Genomic DNA, 16,810 nt, shown 5'->3' with positions numbered 1-16,810 from the left:
AGGGGACTCATTTATTTTTCATTTTTTCATGGCCTGCCCGCCCACTGTTGGCCGGTACCAGCCCCCTGCGTGGCACGTCACCTCAGCCCTTAGGTTACCGTCCATAACTGATCAATCCGCGTCGTGTAGCTCGGGCTCATCATCTCCCGCCGCATGCCCCAGTCCGGTTTCGCCGGCACCCCTGCCGGCCGCAGGGTCCCCCTCCCCCAGCGCGCATTGATCGCATCCATCACCCCCATCACCCGCTCGGCAGCCGCTGGCGGTGTCGCGACGAACAGGTCGTCGGTGAACTCGCCACGCTGGCGCAGATCGAGCAACAGGATCTCGGCCTTGCTGAAGGCAAAGCCGGCCCGGTAGATCAGTTCCAGCCCCTCGGCGGCAGCCTTGGTTATCAGCCGGGTATCGTCGGTCGGATAGGGCAACTCACAGATAATGCCCTTGGCGAACTTCGGCTCGTCCGGGTTGAACATGCCGGTGCGAATACTGACCCGCACCTTCTTGCACAGGGAGTGCTGCGCACGCAGCTTTTCACAGGCCCGCGCGGCGTAGGTGGCCACCGCTTCGCGGATCGGCGGCAGTTCATGCAGGCGCTTGCCAAACATCCGACTGCAGCAGATCTCTTGCCGCGGCGGTACTTGTTCCTCAAGCGCCAGGCAGGATGTACCGCGCAGCTCACGGGCCGTCTTCTCGACCACCACCGAGAACTTGCTGCGCAGTGTCCAGGCGTCGGCCTGGGCAAGCTCCCAGGCCGTACGAATGTTCATGTCGGCCAGGTGGGCGGTCATCTGCCGGCCGATACCCCAGACCTCGCTGACATCCATCACCTGCAGCAGCTTGTCGCGCTTTGCGGGCTGGCGGATGTCCACGACCCCACCGGTCTGCCGCTGCCATAGCTTCGCCGCACGATTGGCCAGTTTGGCCAGGGTCTTGGTCTGGGCAATGCCTACCCCCACCGGGATGCCAGTGCCGCGCAGCACCCGTGCACGCATCTCGCGCCCCAGTGCCTCCAGGTTGCCGGGCATACCGGTCAGGTCGGCGAACGCCTCATCGATGCTGTACACCTCCAGCACCGGGGCCATCCCCTCGAGGATGGCCATCACCCGCTGACTCATATCGCCGTAAAGCGCGTAGTTGCTGGAGAACGCCAAAATGCCGTGCTGCCGCAACTTTTGTCTGATCTGAAAATATGGCTCGCCCATCTTGATGCCCAGCACCTTGGCCTCGGCCGAGCGGGCGATCACGCAGCCGTCGTTGTTCGACAGCACGACGATCGGCGTACGCAGCAGGTCCGGGCGGAACACCCGCTCGCAACTGGCGTAGAACGAGTTGCAGTCGATCAGGGCAATTGCCGGTTCAGAGGCTGGGGGCATGGCAGTGCACGCTGTGGGTGACCACGCCCCAGATCAGCAACTCGTCGCCTTCGAGTACATAGCGCGGCGCGTAGGCCTTGTTCTCGGCCCGCAGAACGATCTGTTCGCCTTCCTTGGCCAGGCGCTTGACCAAGGCATCGCCGTTGAGCGCGGCGATGACGATCAAGCCAGGCCGCCCCTGCATCGCTCGATTGACGATCGCCAGGTCGCCATCGAACAGCCCCGCGTCGATCATGCTGTCGCCACTGATGCGCACCAGGTACATGTGCGGTGCGCGCAGGTCGAGCAACTCGTCGAGGGATATCTCGGCTTCGATGTGATCCTGCGCCGGCGAGGGAAACCCGGCCGGGACGCGGAAGGAATAGAACGGCAGGCTCACGGAGCTGCTGCTCAGTGGCCCGAGAATCGTGCAGGACATGATGCACCTGTAATAATACTGTATCCATATACAGTACAGAACAAACCAGCCAGCCTACAATCAGAATGAGCAAGGCGATGACGAGCGGACGACCATGTGTGGACGATTTGCCCAGTATCAGGGGATGGCGGATTACCTGCGCGAGCTGAACAGCGAGCAGGAGGTGATCGGCGGCTACGACAACCTGCCGATCGAGCGCTACAACGTGGCGCCACAGACCACCGTACAGTTGCTGCACGCGGAGGGCGGCGGCCTGACGATCGCCGCAGTGAGATGGGGCTGGGCCCCGCACTGGGCGAAGAAGGTCAAGAAGCCGCCGCCGTTCAACGCCCGTGTCGAGACGGTGGCGAGCGGCAAGTTCTTCAGGCAGATATGGCCGCACCGCGCGCTGGTCGCCGCTGACGGCTGGTTTGAGTGGGTGATGGACGAGACCGATCCGCAGCACAAGCAGCCCTACTTCATCCGCCTGCGCGGCGGCGGGCCGATGTTCTTCGCCGCCATCGGCCAGCTCCCCCACGCCGGCAGCGAAGTCAGCGAGGACGACGGGTTCGTGATCATCACCGCCGCCGCCCAGGGCGACATACGGGATATCCACGATCGCCGCCCCGTGGTGCTACCAGCGGACTTGGCCCGCGAGTGGATAGACCCGCATACAACTGCGCAGCGGGCCGAACAGATCGTGCGGGAGCTGGGCCTGCAGTCCGAGGCGTTCGAATGGTATCGGGTCGGCAAGGCGGTGGGTAACGTGAAAAACACCGGGCCAGCGCTAATCGCTCCCCTTGATTCAGGAGAGCCACCCGACCGGCTCTGACCGGCGGGAAGCGGCTGTGGATTCAACCCAAAGCTAACGTTGGCCACTGGCGGCGATCGACCCATTGCAATCATCAGCAACCGTGCCAACGAATGGTTCAATTGAGCCCACACCAGACATTGGGTTGCTGATTTCAAAGCTTCCGGCAACTGTGTGATCTTGAAGCCAGCGAACTGGCCCGGTGTCGATCACCATGCTGATGGCGCTGATCGGTGACCTGCTGCCGCCCGGTGTGCTCAACGTGGTTCTGGGCCTTGGCCGCGAAGCCGGTGAAGGCAAGCGCATCACCAAGATCGCCTTCACCGGGCCCGCACATCCTCAAGTGCGCCCCAAGACCATCATTCCGTCTACCGTGGAGCTGGGCGGCAAGTCGTCGAGCATCATCTTCGAGGACCTCACGAACGCCGGGCCGTTCAGAGCCTTCGAAGACCTGGTACCGGCCTTCATTTCCGGGCTTATGTCCAAATAAACTCCACTTTATTCACGCCCACTCAATCCACCTGAATAGTTTGGAGATAATAAACCAGCTCAAGAATCCTTCCCCGAACAGCCGCTTCCCCACCATACGGGCCATACTTATCGCCTATTTCCTCTTGATAACGCCCCCCCCAGATAGGCATTTCTCTCACACCATGACCTGACACCTGAGTTCTACCATCGATGATTTGAAAAACACGATGAAACGGATACTGGCCTGCTTTGGTTTCGTACTGGCCTGTATTGTTCTTAGCTAGCACAGTCAAATCGGCAGGTTTGATTTTCAGGAATTGGGCCATCGGACCATTCCCTTTTGCGTCTTGACCATGACATGTTGAACAATGTAAGCGGAATTCCTCGAATCCGATTTTTACCTCTTCTGCACTGGCGATACCGCTGCCAAACACTGCTATAAAAAATACTGGATACTGGATAAAACTCAGTAACTTTTTAACACCAATTGCTTTCATGTTGACAGTCTCCGTACATACTTGAAAATGAGAACTGTGACTTCACTTTCCTACAGTCCGAAGCGCATTGAATAACAACACCTATAAAGTAGTTCGTCATGGATTTTAGTCAAGTAACCTGCGGTACCCAACAACCCGCAAACGATCCACGAACCACGTCTTTCAATAAACGGGATTGATGCTTACTGTGGGCATCGCTGGTGTGCAATAGCGCTTCGACGTTACGGGCCTGCGGCAACTATTCGAGGACAGGACGCAGCCAGGCTGGGGTTTCTAGCCGTTGGCTTTGCCGGTTTCAACGAGACTGTAGAGCTGAGCGCTGGCGGTTGCGCTTTTTGGCGTGTCGCTGAACGGCCAGTTCTTGCGGTTATGCAGCAGAGGTGGTGGTGGTCGCACGCCTGGCTGCCAAGCATTGCCGGCTTTGCAAAATTTCAGAGGCTTTCCAGAAACTTCAGCAGAGCGTCAGTCGGACGACAGCGCATGAGCTTAGAGTAGCGCCGGGCAAATAGGGCTTCGACGTAAGGCACAGCGGTGGCTCGGAGCCGCACCTCCAGCACCGGGGGATGTGCTGAGGAACGATCACGTAAGGAGCGGTGGGGGTTCGTTAGCTGCCGGTCACGATCGACCGACACCGACCCAAAGCCGCCTGTCACGAAAGGCAGACACCGGCCAGGAATGGACAGTCATCAGTTTTCTTGATCCCAATGCCGATCGCGGTGCACCAGTTGATACGGCGAAGTTCACTCGCAAGCCTCGCGATGTAAAAATCTACAAAAATCCGATCACTGGCGCAGATATCGAAACCAAATGCTGCAACCATCGCCAACTTAAAGAATGGAAAACTGAGTTCGGCGCCGACGTTATCGACGTCCTGGCACATTCAGCAAGACCTGTTTTTATTTAAAATCAGGGCTCTGCGGGGAATTTTTTCTTGGGGTTTAGAATGTTTGATCATGGCAGATCGCATACCATGAAATCTCTTGGCGCTGAATATAATTACTTTATGCAGACAGCCCACCAGGACAAGGCTCAATATGACGCAGCGATTAAGCGCCAAGCAATTCTAGATGACCCTGCTAACAACTTCGGCACTGAGACAGTAGCGGGCACCACCAACTTGCCACGGCCAAGGGTGCATGAATGGCGTCACTGAATTAACAGGAACTGTCCCATTAGAGGCATTAAAGCCCTCTGACATATATTCAATCCTATACAAAACCCAGAGCCCGCAAGTCCTTCTATTCTTTAGCGGACATTTGCTTATATTTTCCAAGAACAGCTGCGGACAAACTCCACCCGAGAAGCTGATGAACACCAAAGTCATATCGATTAAAACTCATGCTCATGCCTGCTGACGCACTGCCTGGATCAAAGGCCAGGTATGCCATTAGTGCCGGCAGCGACTTATGCGGGAATTAATAAAGACCTTCCCAGGCGATAAATGTGCATGCGCGGCAGCCTCAACGCTGCCAGGCAATCAGTGAATTTTCCGCCGGCAGAAAGGCGTCTGGGCGCCAGGCGCGCACCCGGGGGGTGTAATGATCCGCAGGCCGCGTTGCCGCGACCGTGATGGAAAAGATATACCCCTGAATGGCACCGGTAATGGGCTCGACTGAGTTCATCGGCAGGCATTCTTCCGGGTGCTCATCGCACAAGGCGCAATAGAGTTCCACCCTTACCCATTCCGCGGCGATCTCCCCCAGATAGACCGGCACGCTGATGTGCAGTCGGTCGCCGTCGTGTTTCGTATCGACTGTGCCGAAATGTATTTTGTCCCATCCAGTGGCAACCGCCTTCTGCCACGCATGAAGTGCGCGGGCGAGCTCGGCCTTATCCTTGCTGCGGAGTCGGAAAGCCTGAATCGCCGGTTGGTAATAACGATCCTGGTATTCGAGGAACATGCGATTGCTACTGAATTGCGGCCCCAGCTGCGACATGCTGGCGCGCATGCGTTGCACCCAACCACGTGGAATTCCCTGCGTGTCGCGCGTGTAGAAGGTGGGTACTACTTCTGCTTCGAGCAGGCTGTACAAGCGCTCGGCGTCGGCCATATCGTCGCTGGGAGCGTCGTCGCCGATCGCCCATCCGCAGGCAGGCTGGTACGCCTCCGCCCACCAGCCGTCCAATTCGGACAGGTTCAGTCCACCGTTGACCAGTACTTTCATACCACTGGTACCGCAGGCTTCCCATGGTCGCCGCGGTGTATTGATCCAGACATCGACGCCTTGCACCAGATGTTGGGCCAGTTCGATGTCGTAATCCTCCAGGAACACGACATGCCTTCGTAGATTCGGCCGATGAACAAACTCCATCCATGCCTGGATCAGCTGCTTGCCCTGCTCGTCATTGGGGTGGGCTTTACCGGCGATGATCAACTGTACCGGATGATGCTCATCGGTTAGCAGACGCGTCAGGCGTTCCGGGTCATGCAGCAGCAGATTCGGTCGCTTATAGTCGGTAAATCGCCGCGCGAAACCAAGCGTGAGGCAATTGGGATCAAGCACCTGCGCGGCTTCTTCAACCTGTTGCGCCGACTCGCCACGCTGTCCAAGGTGCCATGCCAAGCGGCTACGCGTGTAATGCACCAGGTCGCGGCGTTGCTCGGCGGCCATGGTCCACAAGGCCATATCGTCACTGTTGGAGACCGTCCCCGGGAGAGACTCCACCGTGCCGAGCCAACGCGCCTTGCCACAGGTGCTGGTCCACAGGTGATCGGACCAGACCGAGTCCCAGGAAGGCACATGGACGCCGTTGGTAACATGTCCCACGGGTATCTCTTCCAGCGGCCAACGTGGATAGAGATCACTGAACAGTCGACGGCTGACCTCGCCATGCAAACGACTCACTGCATTGCACTGAGCGCACCCCCGCAATGCCAGGAAAGCCATGTTGAACGGCTCATCGTCGTTCGCCGGATCACGCCGGCCTAGCGCAAGAAGTTCGCGCAATGAGATGTGACAGTCGTCGAGATAGTCGCGCGCATACTTGCCAATCAGCGAGGGTGAAAATGAGTCGAAACCTGCAGCCACTGGCGTATGCGTTGTGAATACATTACCTGCACGAGTTGCCCACCACGCCTCCCAGAACGATGTTCCCATCTTGTGCATGAAGCGCCGGGCGCGCTCCAGCACAAGCAGTGCGGCATGACCTTCGTTGAGGTGGCACACGTCAACGTCGAGACCAAGTGCGTCGAGTACTGCCCAGCCGCCAATGCCGAGCACCACTTCTTGGAGCAAACGCATTTCCGAACCGCCACCGTACAACTTAGCGGTGATACCGCGGTCGCCAGCACCATTGCGCAGATCGTTACTGTCCAGCAGGTACAGGCGCGTACGTCCGACGATGGCTTGCCATACACGCACATACAAAGTGCGACCGGGAAGCTCCAGCACGATTTTCAGCCATGCGCCTTCGTTGCCGATAGTAGGCTGAATCGGCAGGCTGGTCGGGTCGTTGTAGGGATAGGCCTCGTGCTGCCTGCCTCCCACGTCGATGTTTTGCCGAAAATAACCTTCCTGATAGAGCAAACCCACGCCAAGTATCGGAACGCCCATGTCGCTCGCCGTCTTGAGGTAATCCCCGGCCAGCACACCGAGTCCGCCGGCGTAGAGCGGAAAGGCCTCGCTCAGACCAAACTCCATGCTGAAGTAGGCGATCCGCGCCGAATCGCTAGCCGTATGCTGCTGTGCATACCAGCATGTGTCTTCAAGATATCGTCGATGCTCTTGGATGGCGTGCGCGAGCTTCTGCGAGAAAGTGGCATCTCGGCAGAGTTCGTCAAGACACTGCTGCGAAGCGTTCTGCAGAATCATCCATGGATTATGGGTGCGCTCCCATAGTTCCGGGTCAATCGCTTTCCACAGGCCGTCGAGTGCATGATTCCAGGTCCAGCGCAGGTTAAGCGCGAGCTCGGTTAATGCGGAGAGTTGCTCCGGCAACTCGCGTGGCAAGAACGCATACACGTCGACACCTCGATGCATCCGGTAGTTTTGCGGACCCTGATCATTCGTGCCATGAGGCACATGATGACCATAGCGATCCACGATCGACCTTCCCTCTTTGCTATGGGGAGCCACAGTGCGCGTAGCTCGTGCGGCTGCCATTAGTATGGTCCGGCTGGCACAGTTTTACGGTCGTCGACGCAATGGATATGTGAAAGAGATGCTCACCACTGGCGGACGCAGCGCGCGAGTGAAACTGATCGAACTGCTGCCGCACCGATGGACGCCCGTGTCGGGACGGTGGCGAGCGGCACGCTCTTCAAGAAGATATGGCAACACCGCGCGCTGCTCGCAGCTGACGGCTGGTATGAGTGGGTGAAGGACGAGACCGGCTCGCAGCACAAGCAGCCCTACTTCATCCGCCTACGCCGGCAGCGAGGTCCGCGAGTGGATAGACCCGGATACAACTTCCTAGCGGCCCGAACAGATCGTGCGGGCGATCGCCCGCCGCCAAGCTAGCCAACGGCCCAGCGCAACGCGGCGCGCACCGCCGCCTGGTCATCGACCTCATCGACCCGCCGTGCGCGCTCTTCAAAGGCCTGCCAGGACGCCGCATCCCAGATGCGCGTACTCAGGCGCGCCTTGAGCAACTGGCGCACGCGCGGCAGGTCGCCCCGCTGCAGGGCGGCCATGACCATCAGCTGGTCGTAGAGGTCTTGCTGCAGGTGGCTGGCGCCGAGCTCGCCGTGGCGCTGGCGCACCGCCAGCATCAGTTCCAGGGCTTCGCCGGGCTTGTCCTGGTAGAAGGCGACCCCGGCCCGGGCGAGCTGGTGCGCCAACGCCGCCTGGGTCGAATTGGCCCCGGCCTTGCCCAGGTAATCGAGGGTTGCCTGGACGGCCGACAACCGCCCGCTGCGCATCAGGGCCATGACGTGATGCAGGGCGGTAAACCATACCGTGCTCTGCGTGGCGGTGTGCAAGGAGGCCTGTGCCAGCCGCTCCCAGCGGGCCGGCCCGACATCGATGCCCTGGACCTCCAGGCGTGCCAGCAGCGAGACGCCGTTCTGGATGTCCAGGTAGAAGGTGGAGGACTGCGGATAGACCTTGCGGTCGAACAGCTCGAGCACCTCGCCGAACTGGCCCTGGGACAGCCTGAACAGGCTCAGGTGCCACCACAGGTGGCCGCGAAACAGGTTGTAGTTATCCAGAAAACCCGTCGCCTCATCGAGCAGCTCGATGCCCTCCTCGATACGCCCCTGCATCTCCAGCACGTGGCTCAAGCCATGCAGCGCCCACAGGTCCTGCGGCTGCAGGGCCAGCGCCGCGCGCGCGTAACGCTCGGCCAGCGCATAGTGGCCGACCTCTTCCATCGCGAAAGCATGGGCCGAGAGGAAGTGCCCATAACCAGGCGTCTGCGGCGACCAGTGACCAGCGACGCCGACACAGACCTCGACCTGGTGGCGCTTGTCGCCGGTCCAGAACAGCGTGCCGGTGTGCTGACGCAGCGCCAGCAGATCCAGTGGCCAGTCGACCAGCACCTGCTCCCAGGCCGCCGCGCGCGCCGACAGGTCCTGGGCCAGCCAGGCGCGCAGGGCTTCCTGGTGCAGGCGCTCGCGGGGATTGGCGGTCAGAGCCTCGGCCTTGAGCAGGTACTCGCGGGCCTTGGGATGAGCATCCTGGGTGCCCTCGCTCATCAGCGAGTAGCCCATCAGCACATGGCCCATGACGAACTCCGGAAACTCCTGGAGCAGGGCGACAAGGCGATCGGACACCCCCAGGCGGTAGTAGTAGAGGTCGTCGATCAGGGTCTCGAATCGCTCGGCGGCCGCGGCACTGGCGCCGCTCAGGGGTAAGCCCCGAACATCGGTGGTGTCAGCGTGCGGCATAAGCGGTGACCTCTGTCTGGTAGGGCGAAGCGGCGGGGTGCGCGGGTGGCTCTTGCGCTGCGCAAAGCAGCCACGAGGCGTGGAGCCTAGGCGTCGTCCGCCGGGGCCACTGGATAACTATAGGCAAAAGCTGTCGGGGTGCTGAGCGTAGATGCCGCCTGCCAAACTGAGGTATTGAGGCTGATCCAGAGACGACCGGTCGGCAGCAGGATGCTGCCGTGAGCCATTTCATGATGCCTGACAGGCCGGGCTCGGCCAGGAGCGGCCCCTCTGCTCTGTCAATAAACCCGTCTCCGATCCACCAGCGCAAAGGCTAAGCCGCAAGGGCGGCCCTCCCGCGCCAGGTTGGAATCCGCGAGTGGACGTAAACGAATTATTCAACTGGCCAACCAGCTGACTGGCTCAAGCGCGCCGCCCTCCTCGACCTGATCGCCAGCTTCACCCCGGCCATGCGTGAAACCGACAACACCGCCCTGCAGCGCTGCGCGCTGTGCGTCGACACCCGCGCCGGGGCGCTAAGCGAGACCGGCGACCTGATCATGCCGATCCGCGAAGGGGCGATCGGCGACCTGCTCGACCTCGGGCAGACCGAGCGCCGCCTGATAGACCTTGGAGTTCATCCATTGGTCGTACTGCGCCATCAGGCGGACATGTTGGCCTCGACCCACGGTGAATCTCCCATTCGGTTATTGGATGCGGCATCGCCTGGGCCGGTTTCTGCCATGCGTGACCGCTGGTTCTGGGTCGATTGCGATCAATCGCGAGAGGACGTTAGCCAGCCCATGAAAGCCGCAAAGCCGTTGTCACCCAGAGCAGCCCAGGCTGTCTGAAAGTGAGCGGGGTCATTTCAGTCCGTAACCGGCCAGTTCCTCGGTGGTGAGCACGCGCATGTGCTGGGGGTCGATGTGCTGCATGTCTTCGGCCAGGCGGGCGGAAACGTGCATGGCGCGGAAAAAGGCGGCCGGACTGTAGCGCTCGCCGTGGTAGGCGGCTTGGCCGCGGGCCGAGTCGCCGCTGGAGAAGTAGGGGCGGTGCAAGCCGACATAGCCGCGTACGGTCTTGCGCTGGCCGGCGGCCAGCAGGTAGATGCAGCTGCCCTGGCAGACGCCGGCGGCGGGAACCAGGACGTCGAAGCCGGTCTCGCGCAGCAGGCGGCCCATGCGCATGGCTTCCAGTGCGCTGCCGCCGATGGTGTCCAGCAGAGCGGTCTTGCGGGCGAATTTGCCGGGGTGGGCGCGCAGGCCCTTGAGCAGGGTCTCGTAGTCGCCGGGGGCAATGTCCTCGGATACCCTGGCGACCAGCAGCGGACCGAGGCGCTTGTGTTGCGTGGCTTCGACCTCGACTTTGGCCTGGGTCGCCGCCGAGCACAGCGCCGCGGCGCTGAGCACTGCGATCTGGAGAAGGGACATGCGCATGGGGCGGCTGGGGCCTGGATGACGAGGGTACGCAGAAGATACCCGCAGCCGCGGTTCTGCGCACCAGGGACCGGCTCAGTCGCGTGTGGGGATGGCCAGACCGCGGATCACCGCCGGGCGCGAGAGGAAGGCGTCCAACGCGCGGAGGACCTGGGGGAAACGCTCGATCTGCACCAGTTCGCCGGCGTCGTAGAAGCCGATCAGGCCGCGCACCCAGGGGAAGACGGCGATGTCGGCGATGCTGTAGGCCTCGCCCATGATCCACCGGCGGCCGTCGAGGCGCTGTTCGAGCACGCCGAGCAGGCGGGCGGCTTCAGCGATGTAGCGGTCGCGCGGGCGCTTGTCCTCGAAGTCGCGGCCGGCGAACTTGTGGAAGAAGCCGACCTGACCGAACATCGGTCCGACCCCGCCCACCTGCCACATCAGCCACTGGATCGTTTCATAGCGGCCGGCGGCGTCCTGGGCGATCAGCTGGCCGGTCTTGTCGGCCAGGTAGAGCAGAATCGCGCCCGACTCGAACAGCGCCAGCGGCTGACCGTCCGGGCCATTGGGGTCGAGGATGGCGGGAATCTTGTTGTTCGGGTTGAGCGAGAGAAACTCCGCCGACAGCTGCTCGTTGCGCTCGAAGCTGACCAGGTGCGGCTCGTAGGCCAGGCCGGTCTCTTCCAGCATGATCGACACCTTGACCCCGTTGGGCGTGGGCAGCGAGTAGAGCTGCAGGCGCTCGGGCTGGGTGGCGGGCCATTTACGGGTGCTGGCGTAGGCGGAGAGATCTGGCATAGGGTTTCCAATCATCAGGCAGTAATCAAGGACCGGCTTTGGCACCTGCATGGCGCTGCCCGGTATGGGGCCGGCCTGCGGGCGCCGACAGCCGGTGTGCCGCTCTGGATGGCGAGGGCGGGGCGCTGTATCGGACGCTGGCGCGGGGCCTGGCCGGGAGCAATAAGAACACTTTCGCTCCCCTCGCGGAAATCGACAGTTGCACTAGTGAGCATCAATCCGGCTGATGGGGCCTACGCCCAGGCTCCCGGCACCTGAGATGTATTGATGAAACAAACCGGGCGCTTCACGTCGGCTTTTCCTTGCGTGCCCTACCCTGCCTTTGCAGCCGGTCACAGACCAGGTTCTGGGCCCCTGGCAAAATAGCCCACTGCCTGCTGGCTGCAACTAACGCCAAGCCTGACCGGCACGACGCCTCGGACCCGTTAGTGAACCCGAGGCGATTTGGAGTGTCTCTCATCGTGGGATGACACAACGGGCCATACGCCCCTCCCGGGAGAAAGATTTCTCCCCAGCAAGCCGCGATCTGCGTAGCAGTCGTGACAAGAGCCGTCGCTACGGCTTGGTGGCAAGGCCTTACAGGCTATTGCCGCAGCGCTTACCGCCCGGCCATTGGAGCCTTTATCTTTCCCTTTTTTATGTGAAGTCATCATGCCCCTATCACGCCATCTTTTTGCTTTTGTCTCTCGTCTTGCCTGCCTTCATGTCAGCGCGCAACGCCGAGCCCTTGGCGCCGGCCTGCTCGGCGCCCTGCTCGTCGTCTGCGGCCCCGTTCATGCCCAGGAGGCCGCTGGCAATCAGCGCTGGGTCAGCGACAGTCTGAACACCTATGTACGCAGCGGCCCGACTGACGGCTATCGCATAGTCGGCACCCTGCAATCCGGGCAGAAGGTCGAGCTGATCAGCACCCAGGGCGACTACAGCCAGATCCGCAGCGAGACCGGCACCACCGTGTGGATTCCGAGCAGGGACCTGCAGGACAGGCCCGGCCAGGCCGAGCGCTTGCCGCAACTGGAGCAGCAAGTGGCCGAGCTCAGCGACCAACTCAAGACCATCGACGACAACTGGAAGACCCGGACCCAGGGCATGCAGGAAACCCTGGACTCGCGCAAGGCGTTGATCGAAGAACTGCAAGCGCACCGCAAGGCCCTCGATGTCGAGCTGACCGAGGCCCAATCGCAGCTGCGCACCGCGCAAGCGCGCCTGGGCGATGAGAACAATCAGCTGTTGATGCGCTACCTGATCTACGGCGCCGGCATCGCCGGTGCCGGCCTGCTCCTCGGGCTGATCCTGCCGGCCATGACCCGCGGACGCAAACGCAACGACCGCTGGTTCTGAACCGCGCAGCGGCCTGACCTGCCCGCAGGCGATGCCATGCAGGCAAACAACCACCGCAGTCTGCGCTGGCTGAACAGCGGTGGTTGTCGCCGAGGGCTATGGCAGCACGCTGTGGGGATGGCTCGATGAACAGTGCCTGGCTTGCCGCGGTCCCCTGCACCAACGTAATCGTCCTCGACGACCTGCCGGCGCTCACAACCCTGCCCGAGTGACAACCGCTGATAGTCGCAGACTGCCAGCGCGGCCAGGTGCTGCAGCGCCCCCTGCGCCATCCCACACCCTCGACGACGGGGCCGCGACGCTCAGCCTGCCCTGATGCGCAGGCACCTCCCTAACCGACAGGCCGAGCGCACGCCAACCAGCGAGCTGTCGGAATATCGAAGCCGCCTTATCACCTGGCAGCGCGGCAAGAGCGCTGCTGCCTTGGTGCTCCGACAGGCACGTTGAAAAGCGCCGACAAGCCATGGCGTCACTCTTGCATAGCATTCAGCGCTGGCAGATATCACTGACAGATCACATCCGCAGGCTTCGCTCCTGCAAGGCAAAGGCGCCTGAACCCGCTGCGGCTATTTCGCAGAGGCTTCAGGCGTTTTTTTGGCTACCGCGTTGGAGATTCAGACACATGAAGTGGCTTACCTACCCTGCGTTCTTGCTGCTGCGCGAACTGGGCATCGTCGGCATGCTCCGCACGCTGCTGGGGATTACCCTGGCGGGCGGTGCCAGCGCGCTGGCGGCACCGACGCTGCCAACCGGGCCACTGTGGACAGTACTGGCCTACCTGGCCATCGCCAGCCTGTGGCTGCTGCAGCAGGAGATCGGACAGTTGCAACGCTACTGTGAAGACGCCGCCCAGCATGGCGCCCAGGCGCCCATCAGCGCTGGCGAGTGGCGGCTGCTGCAGCCGGTCAGTCGCGCCTTCCAGCAGTGGCTGAACCGCGAGCAGCGCCAACAACAGCTGTTGCAGCAGCGCCTGGATGAAATCTCCCACTCCTCGCACGAGCTCGAGCAAAGCGCGGCACTGGTGACCCGCAATGCCGAAGGGCAAAGCCAATCAGCCACTGTCGCGGCGGCGGCGGTAGAACAACTGAATGTGAGCATCGTGCAGGTGGCGGCGCTGGCCGATGAGTCGCGTCAGACCAGCGTGGTGGCCAGCGAGCAGCTGGCCGATGGCATCGAACAGCTCACCAATCTGGTGCAGCAAGTGTCCGCAATGGCGCAGCAAGCCATCACCACCAACGACCTGATCCAGCTGCTGAACAGTAACTCGCGCACCATCAATGAAATGTCCGGCACCATCCGCGGGATTGCCGCGCAAACCAACTTGCTCGCCCTGAATGCCGCCATCGAAGCGGCCCGCGCCGGCGAGAGCGGCCGGGGCTTCGCCGTAGTGGCCGATGAAGTGCGCCGCCTGGCCTTGCACAGCCAGGAGTCGGCGGCCGAAATCAGCCGCAACATCGAATCGGTGCAACAGCACATCCAGGATGCCACGGTCCAGGTGTCCGACCTGACCGACCTGGCGCATCGCAGTGCCCACAGCTCAGAAGCGGTGCGCACCCTGCTCGATCAGGTGCAGCAGCGCACCCTGCAATTGACCGAGCAGGTGGACCAGGTGGCGGTCAGTACCGAACAACAGGGCAAGGCCGTTGCGGAAATTGCCGAACTGGCCGACCGCGTCCGCCAGGGCAATGCCGACAACCTGCTGGCCGCCGATCAGGCCCGCACCATCGCCCACCATCTGGCTCATCTGACAGGATAATCAGCATGAATGGATTCCCCCTCCAGCTCGCCGGCGGCGCCGCCCTGGTCATCACCACCCTGCTGTTCTACGGCCTGCACCGCCGCCTGCAGCGGCACAGGCGCCAGCATCGGCAGCTGAACATTCGCCAGCTGGCCTTGCTACGCGCGCTGATCGCCGGCTTTCAGCGTCATCGCGGCCTGAGCAATGGCGTGCTCTGTGGCGACGCCAGCCTGAGTCAGGATCTTGCCGCCGCGCGCCAGGGGCTGGATCAGCATATTCGCGCGGCCCAGGAACTCGACAGCTCGCACCGGGATGCCTGGAACAGCCTGATCGATCACTGGTCACGGATGCGCGAAGGGCGCAGTAACGACCGGGCGAACAATCTGACCCAGCATCACCTGATCATTCGCAACAGCATCTTCTTGATGGAGGATGTGGCGAGCGAAATCGATCTGAGCGAGGGCCGCGCCGAGCTGGGCTACCTGCCCTGCATCTGGCGCGAAGTGGTCCAGGCCGCCGAATGGGCGGGCCAGGCCCGCGCCCTGGGCACCGGCATGGCGGCGGCCGGCCAGAGCAGTGCCGAGCAGCGCGTGCGCATGCGTTTTCTCTACCAGAAGATCGAGCTGCTGGCCGGTACGGCCTTTGCCACCCTGCAGCGCCATGCCAGCGAGCACCCGCAGGCCAACGGGTTGCGCCTGGAGCATCGCGAACAGGTGGTGGCGGATTTTCTTCGCTGCATCAAACAGGAACTGCTCGGCCAGGAACAACCCGTGATTGCCGCCAAGACCTACTTCCAGCGCGCCACCCAGGCCATCGACGAATTGCTGGCCCTGGTCGATGCGGCGCTGGCTCAGCTCCAGCCCCGCTGAGGAACCGCAGATGCTCAATACCCTCCAGCCGCTGCACTACGACCAGCCAGCACCAGCCCGCCCGCCAGCCCCCGACCGGCTGACTGACCCCATGATCTCCACCCGCTATCGCGGCTTGTCACTGAGCAGCCATTTTCAGCCCATTTTCAGTATCGCGCACGGCCGCGCGGTGGGCTACGAAGGGCTGATTCGGGCCCAGCAGGCCGATGGCATGGCCGAACCGCCGGCCACCCTGCTGGCGATGCCGAGCAATGGCCGGGAATGCCTTGAGCTGGATCGCACCTGCCGGACCCTGCATGTGCACAACTTTGCACGCCAGGCCACGGGGCAGGCCTGGCTGTTTCTCAACCTGAACTCGCAGTACCTGGTCAGCGAGCAACCGGACATCGGTTTTACCCGCAACCTGCTGCAGGCAAGCGGCATTGCCGCGCATCGGCTGGTGATCGAAATCATTGAAAGCGAAGTCAGCGATCATGCCCAGTTGAAGCGTTTCATCAGCCATTTGCGCCAGTTGGGCTGCCTGATCGCCATCGATGACTTCGGCGCCGGGCATTCCAACTTCGACCGCATCTGGGACCTGGAACCCGACATCGTCAAGATCGACCGCCGCCTGATCCAGGACGCCGGCACTTCCCGTCGGGTGGAGCGCATACTCACCGGCATCGTCAGCCTGCTGCACGAGGCCGGCAGCCTGGTGGTCGTGGAAGGCGTGGAAAGCGAACACGAGGCCCTGGTGGCCATCGCCGCCAACGCCGACATGATCCAGGGCTTCTATTTCGCCAGACCCCAGGCGCGCATCGATGCGGGCCAGAGTTTTGCCAATACATTCGACAGTCTGCTGCGCGGCCAGCAGTGGAAAAGCGTCAAACGCAGCGCCGACCTGCAGCACTATGTGCGCGCAATAGAAGGCCTGTTTCGGCAGGCCGTGGCGGACTTCGCCACCCACCAGCAGGTTGAGCTAAGTAGCGGCCTGCTCTTCAGTGACCCGCGCACGGTGCGCTGCTATCTGCTCAATGAGGCGGGTTATCAGGTCTCGCGCAATGTCTATGCGCCGCACTACCAGCAGCAGATGAATGCGCGGTTTGCCCCGCTGTTATGTGGCGACAACGCCAACTGGTCGCACAGGCACTATCACTACCGGGCACTGAAGCAACCGGGCGTGATTCAGATCAGCCGGCCCTATCTGTCGGTCGCCGATTCACGCATGTGCATCACCGTCTCGCAGACCGTCAAGGTTGGCGGCACGCTCTATGTCTTCTGCTGCGACCTGGATTGGCAGGAACCCTGACAAGGCTCG

The 16,810-nt window shown here is 62.0% G+C and carries 15 protein-coding genes and 1 pseudogene; 9 read left to right on the top strand and 7 right to left on the bottom strand.

All coding sequences use genetic code 11. The features are described from left to right. Window positions 1-89 precede the first annotated feature (89 nt). Together LJY18_RS21455 and LJY18_RS21450 are read right to left on the bottom strand one after the other, a co-directional pair. On the bottom strand, window positions 90-1,370 hold the full coding sequence (locus LJY18_RS21455; RefSeq protein WP_238044299.1) for a Y-family DNA polymerase: 1,281 nt from the start codon (window positions 1,368-1,370) through the stop codon (window positions 90-92). Then, a complete protein-coding gene (locus tag LJY18_RS21450; protein WP_238044297.1) occupies window positions 1,354-1,788 on the bottom strand; it encodes a LexA family protein in 435 nt (144 codons plus the stop codon). The genes LJY18_RS21455 and LJY18_RS21450 overlap by 17 nt, the downstream gene beginning before the upstream one ends. Before the next feature lie 94 nt (window positions 1,789-1,882). Here LJY18_RS21450 and LJY18_RS21445 point away from each other — a divergent pair, with 94 nt between their 5' ends. Both LJY18_RS21445 and LJY18_RS21440 read left to right on the top strand, forming a co-directional pair. After that, window positions 1,883-2,599: an SOS response-associated peptidase family protein gene (locus LJY18_RS21445; RefSeq protein ID WP_238044294.1), complete on the top strand. Its 717-nt coding sequence runs from the start codon at window positions 1,883-1,885 to the stop codon at window positions 2,597-2,599. A gap of 138 nt (window positions 2,600-2,737) precedes the next feature. Next, window positions 2,738-3,050, top strand: a pseudogene (locus tag LJY18_RS21440) (aldehyde dehydrogenase family protein); the annotation flags it as partial. A 40-nt stretch (window positions 3,051-3,090) separates the two neighbouring features. Here LJY18_RS21440 and LJY18_RS21435 read toward each other — a convergent pair. Continuing rightward, window positions 3,091-3,546 carry a c-type cytochrome gene (locus LJY18_RS21435; RefSeq protein ID WP_238044293.1) on the bottom strand — a complete coding sequence of 152 codons (456 nt, stop codon included), beginning with the start codon at window positions 3,544-3,546 and terminating at the stop codon, window positions 3,091-3,093. A 565-nt stretch (window positions 3,547-4,111) separates the two neighbouring features. Here LJY18_RS21435 and LJY18_RS22820 point away from each other — a divergent pair. Then, window positions 4,112-4,450: a hypothetical protein gene (locus tag LJY18_RS22820; RefSeq protein WP_442964516.1), complete on the top strand. Its 339-nt coding sequence runs from the start codon at window positions 4,112-4,114 to the stop codon at window positions 4,448-4,450. Window positions 4,451-5,006: 556 nt separating this feature from the next. Here LJY18_RS22820 and glgP read toward each other — a convergent pair. Next, entirely contained in the window at window positions 5,007-7,589 is a 2,583-nt protein-coding gene (gene glgP / locus LJY18_RS21425; RefSeq protein ID WP_238044291.1) for an alpha-glucan family phosphorylase, read from the bottom strand. Window positions 7,590-7,694: 105 nt separating this feature from the next. Here glgP and LJY18_RS21420 point away from each other — a divergent pair, with 105 nt between their 5' ends. After that, a complete protein-coding gene (locus LJY18_RS21420) occupies window positions 7,695-8,006 on the top strand; it encodes an SOS response-associated peptidase family protein (protein ID WP_330872788.1) in 312 nt (103 codons plus the stop codon). Here the strand turns inward: LJY18_RS21420 and LJY18_RS21415 are convergent. Next, window positions 8,003-9,373, bottom strand: coding sequence for a tetratricopeptide repeat protein (locus tag LJY18_RS21415; RefSeq protein WP_238044289.1), 1,371 nt, complete (start codon window positions 9,371-9,373; stop codon window positions 8,003-8,005). The two genes, LJY18_RS21420 and LJY18_RS21415, sit on opposite strands and share 4 nt — an antisense overlap. Window positions 9,374-9,822: 449 nt before the next feature. Here LJY18_RS21415 and LJY18_RS22815 point away from each other — a divergent pair, with 449 nt between their 5' ends. Beyond that, on the top strand, window positions 9,823-10,203 hold the full coding sequence (locus tag LJY18_RS22815; protein ID WP_442964515.1) for a hypothetical protein: 381 nt from the start codon (window positions 9,823-9,825) through the stop codon (window positions 10,201-10,203). Window positions 10,204-10,215: 12 nt separating this feature from the next. Here the strand turns inward: LJY18_RS22815 and LJY18_RS21405 are convergent, their stop codons facing one another. Beyond that, window positions 10,216-10,788 (bottom strand): hypothetical protein, encoded by a 573-nt coding sequence (locus LJY18_RS21405; protein WP_442964514.1) that lies wholly within the window; start codon window positions 10,786-10,788, stop codon window positions 10,216-10,218. 75 nt (window positions 10,789-10,863) lie between these two features. Continuing rightward, window positions 10,864-11,568 (bottom strand): glutathione S-transferase N-terminal domain-containing protein, encoded by a 705-nt coding sequence (locus LJY18_RS21400; RefSeq protein ID WP_238044288.1) that lies wholly within the window; start codon window positions 11,566-11,568, stop codon window positions 10,864-10,866. A gap of 651 nt (window positions 11,569-12,219) precedes the next feature. Here LJY18_RS21400 and LJY18_RS21395 point away from each other — a divergent pair. From LJY18_RS21395 to LJY18_RS21380, 4 genes are all read left to right on the top strand, one after another. Further along, the gene (locus LJY18_RS21395) at window positions 12,220-12,906 is read left to right on the top strand and encodes a TIGR04211 family SH3 domain-containing protein (RefSeq protein ID WP_238044286.1); all 687 of its coding nucleotides are present in this window, start codon (window positions 12,220-12,222) and stop codon (window positions 12,904-12,906) included. Between the two features lie 463 nt (window positions 12,907-13,369). Further along, window positions 13,370-14,662 carry a methyl-accepting chemotaxis protein gene (locus LJY18_RS21390; protein ID WP_442964513.1) on the top strand — a complete coding sequence of 431 codons (1,293 nt, stop codon included), beginning with the start codon at window positions 13,370-13,372 and terminating at the stop codon, window positions 14,660-14,662. Window positions 14,663-14,667: 5 nt separating this feature from the next. Beyond that, entirely contained in the window at window positions 14,668-15,513 is an 846-nt protein-coding gene (locus LJY18_RS21385; RefSeq protein WP_238044282.1) for a nitrate- and nitrite sensing domain-containing protein, read from the top strand. Window positions 15,514-15,523: 10 nt separating this feature from the next. Then, window positions 15,524-16,801, top strand: a complete 1,278-nt coding sequence (locus tag LJY18_RS21380; protein WP_238044280.1) for an EAL domain-containing protein — start codon at window positions 15,524-15,526, stop codon at window positions 16,799-16,801. Window positions 16,802-16,810: the final 9 nt, after the last annotated feature.

The organism is Pseudomonas sp. MMS21 TM103 (assembly GCF_022132145.1).
Lineage (GTDB): Bacteria > Pseudomonadota > Gammaproteobacteria > Pseudomonadales > Pseudomonadaceae > Aquipseudomonas.
Note: the sequence above shows the minus strand (reverse complement) of the source record. Positions and strands in the feature narration are given on the sequence as shown.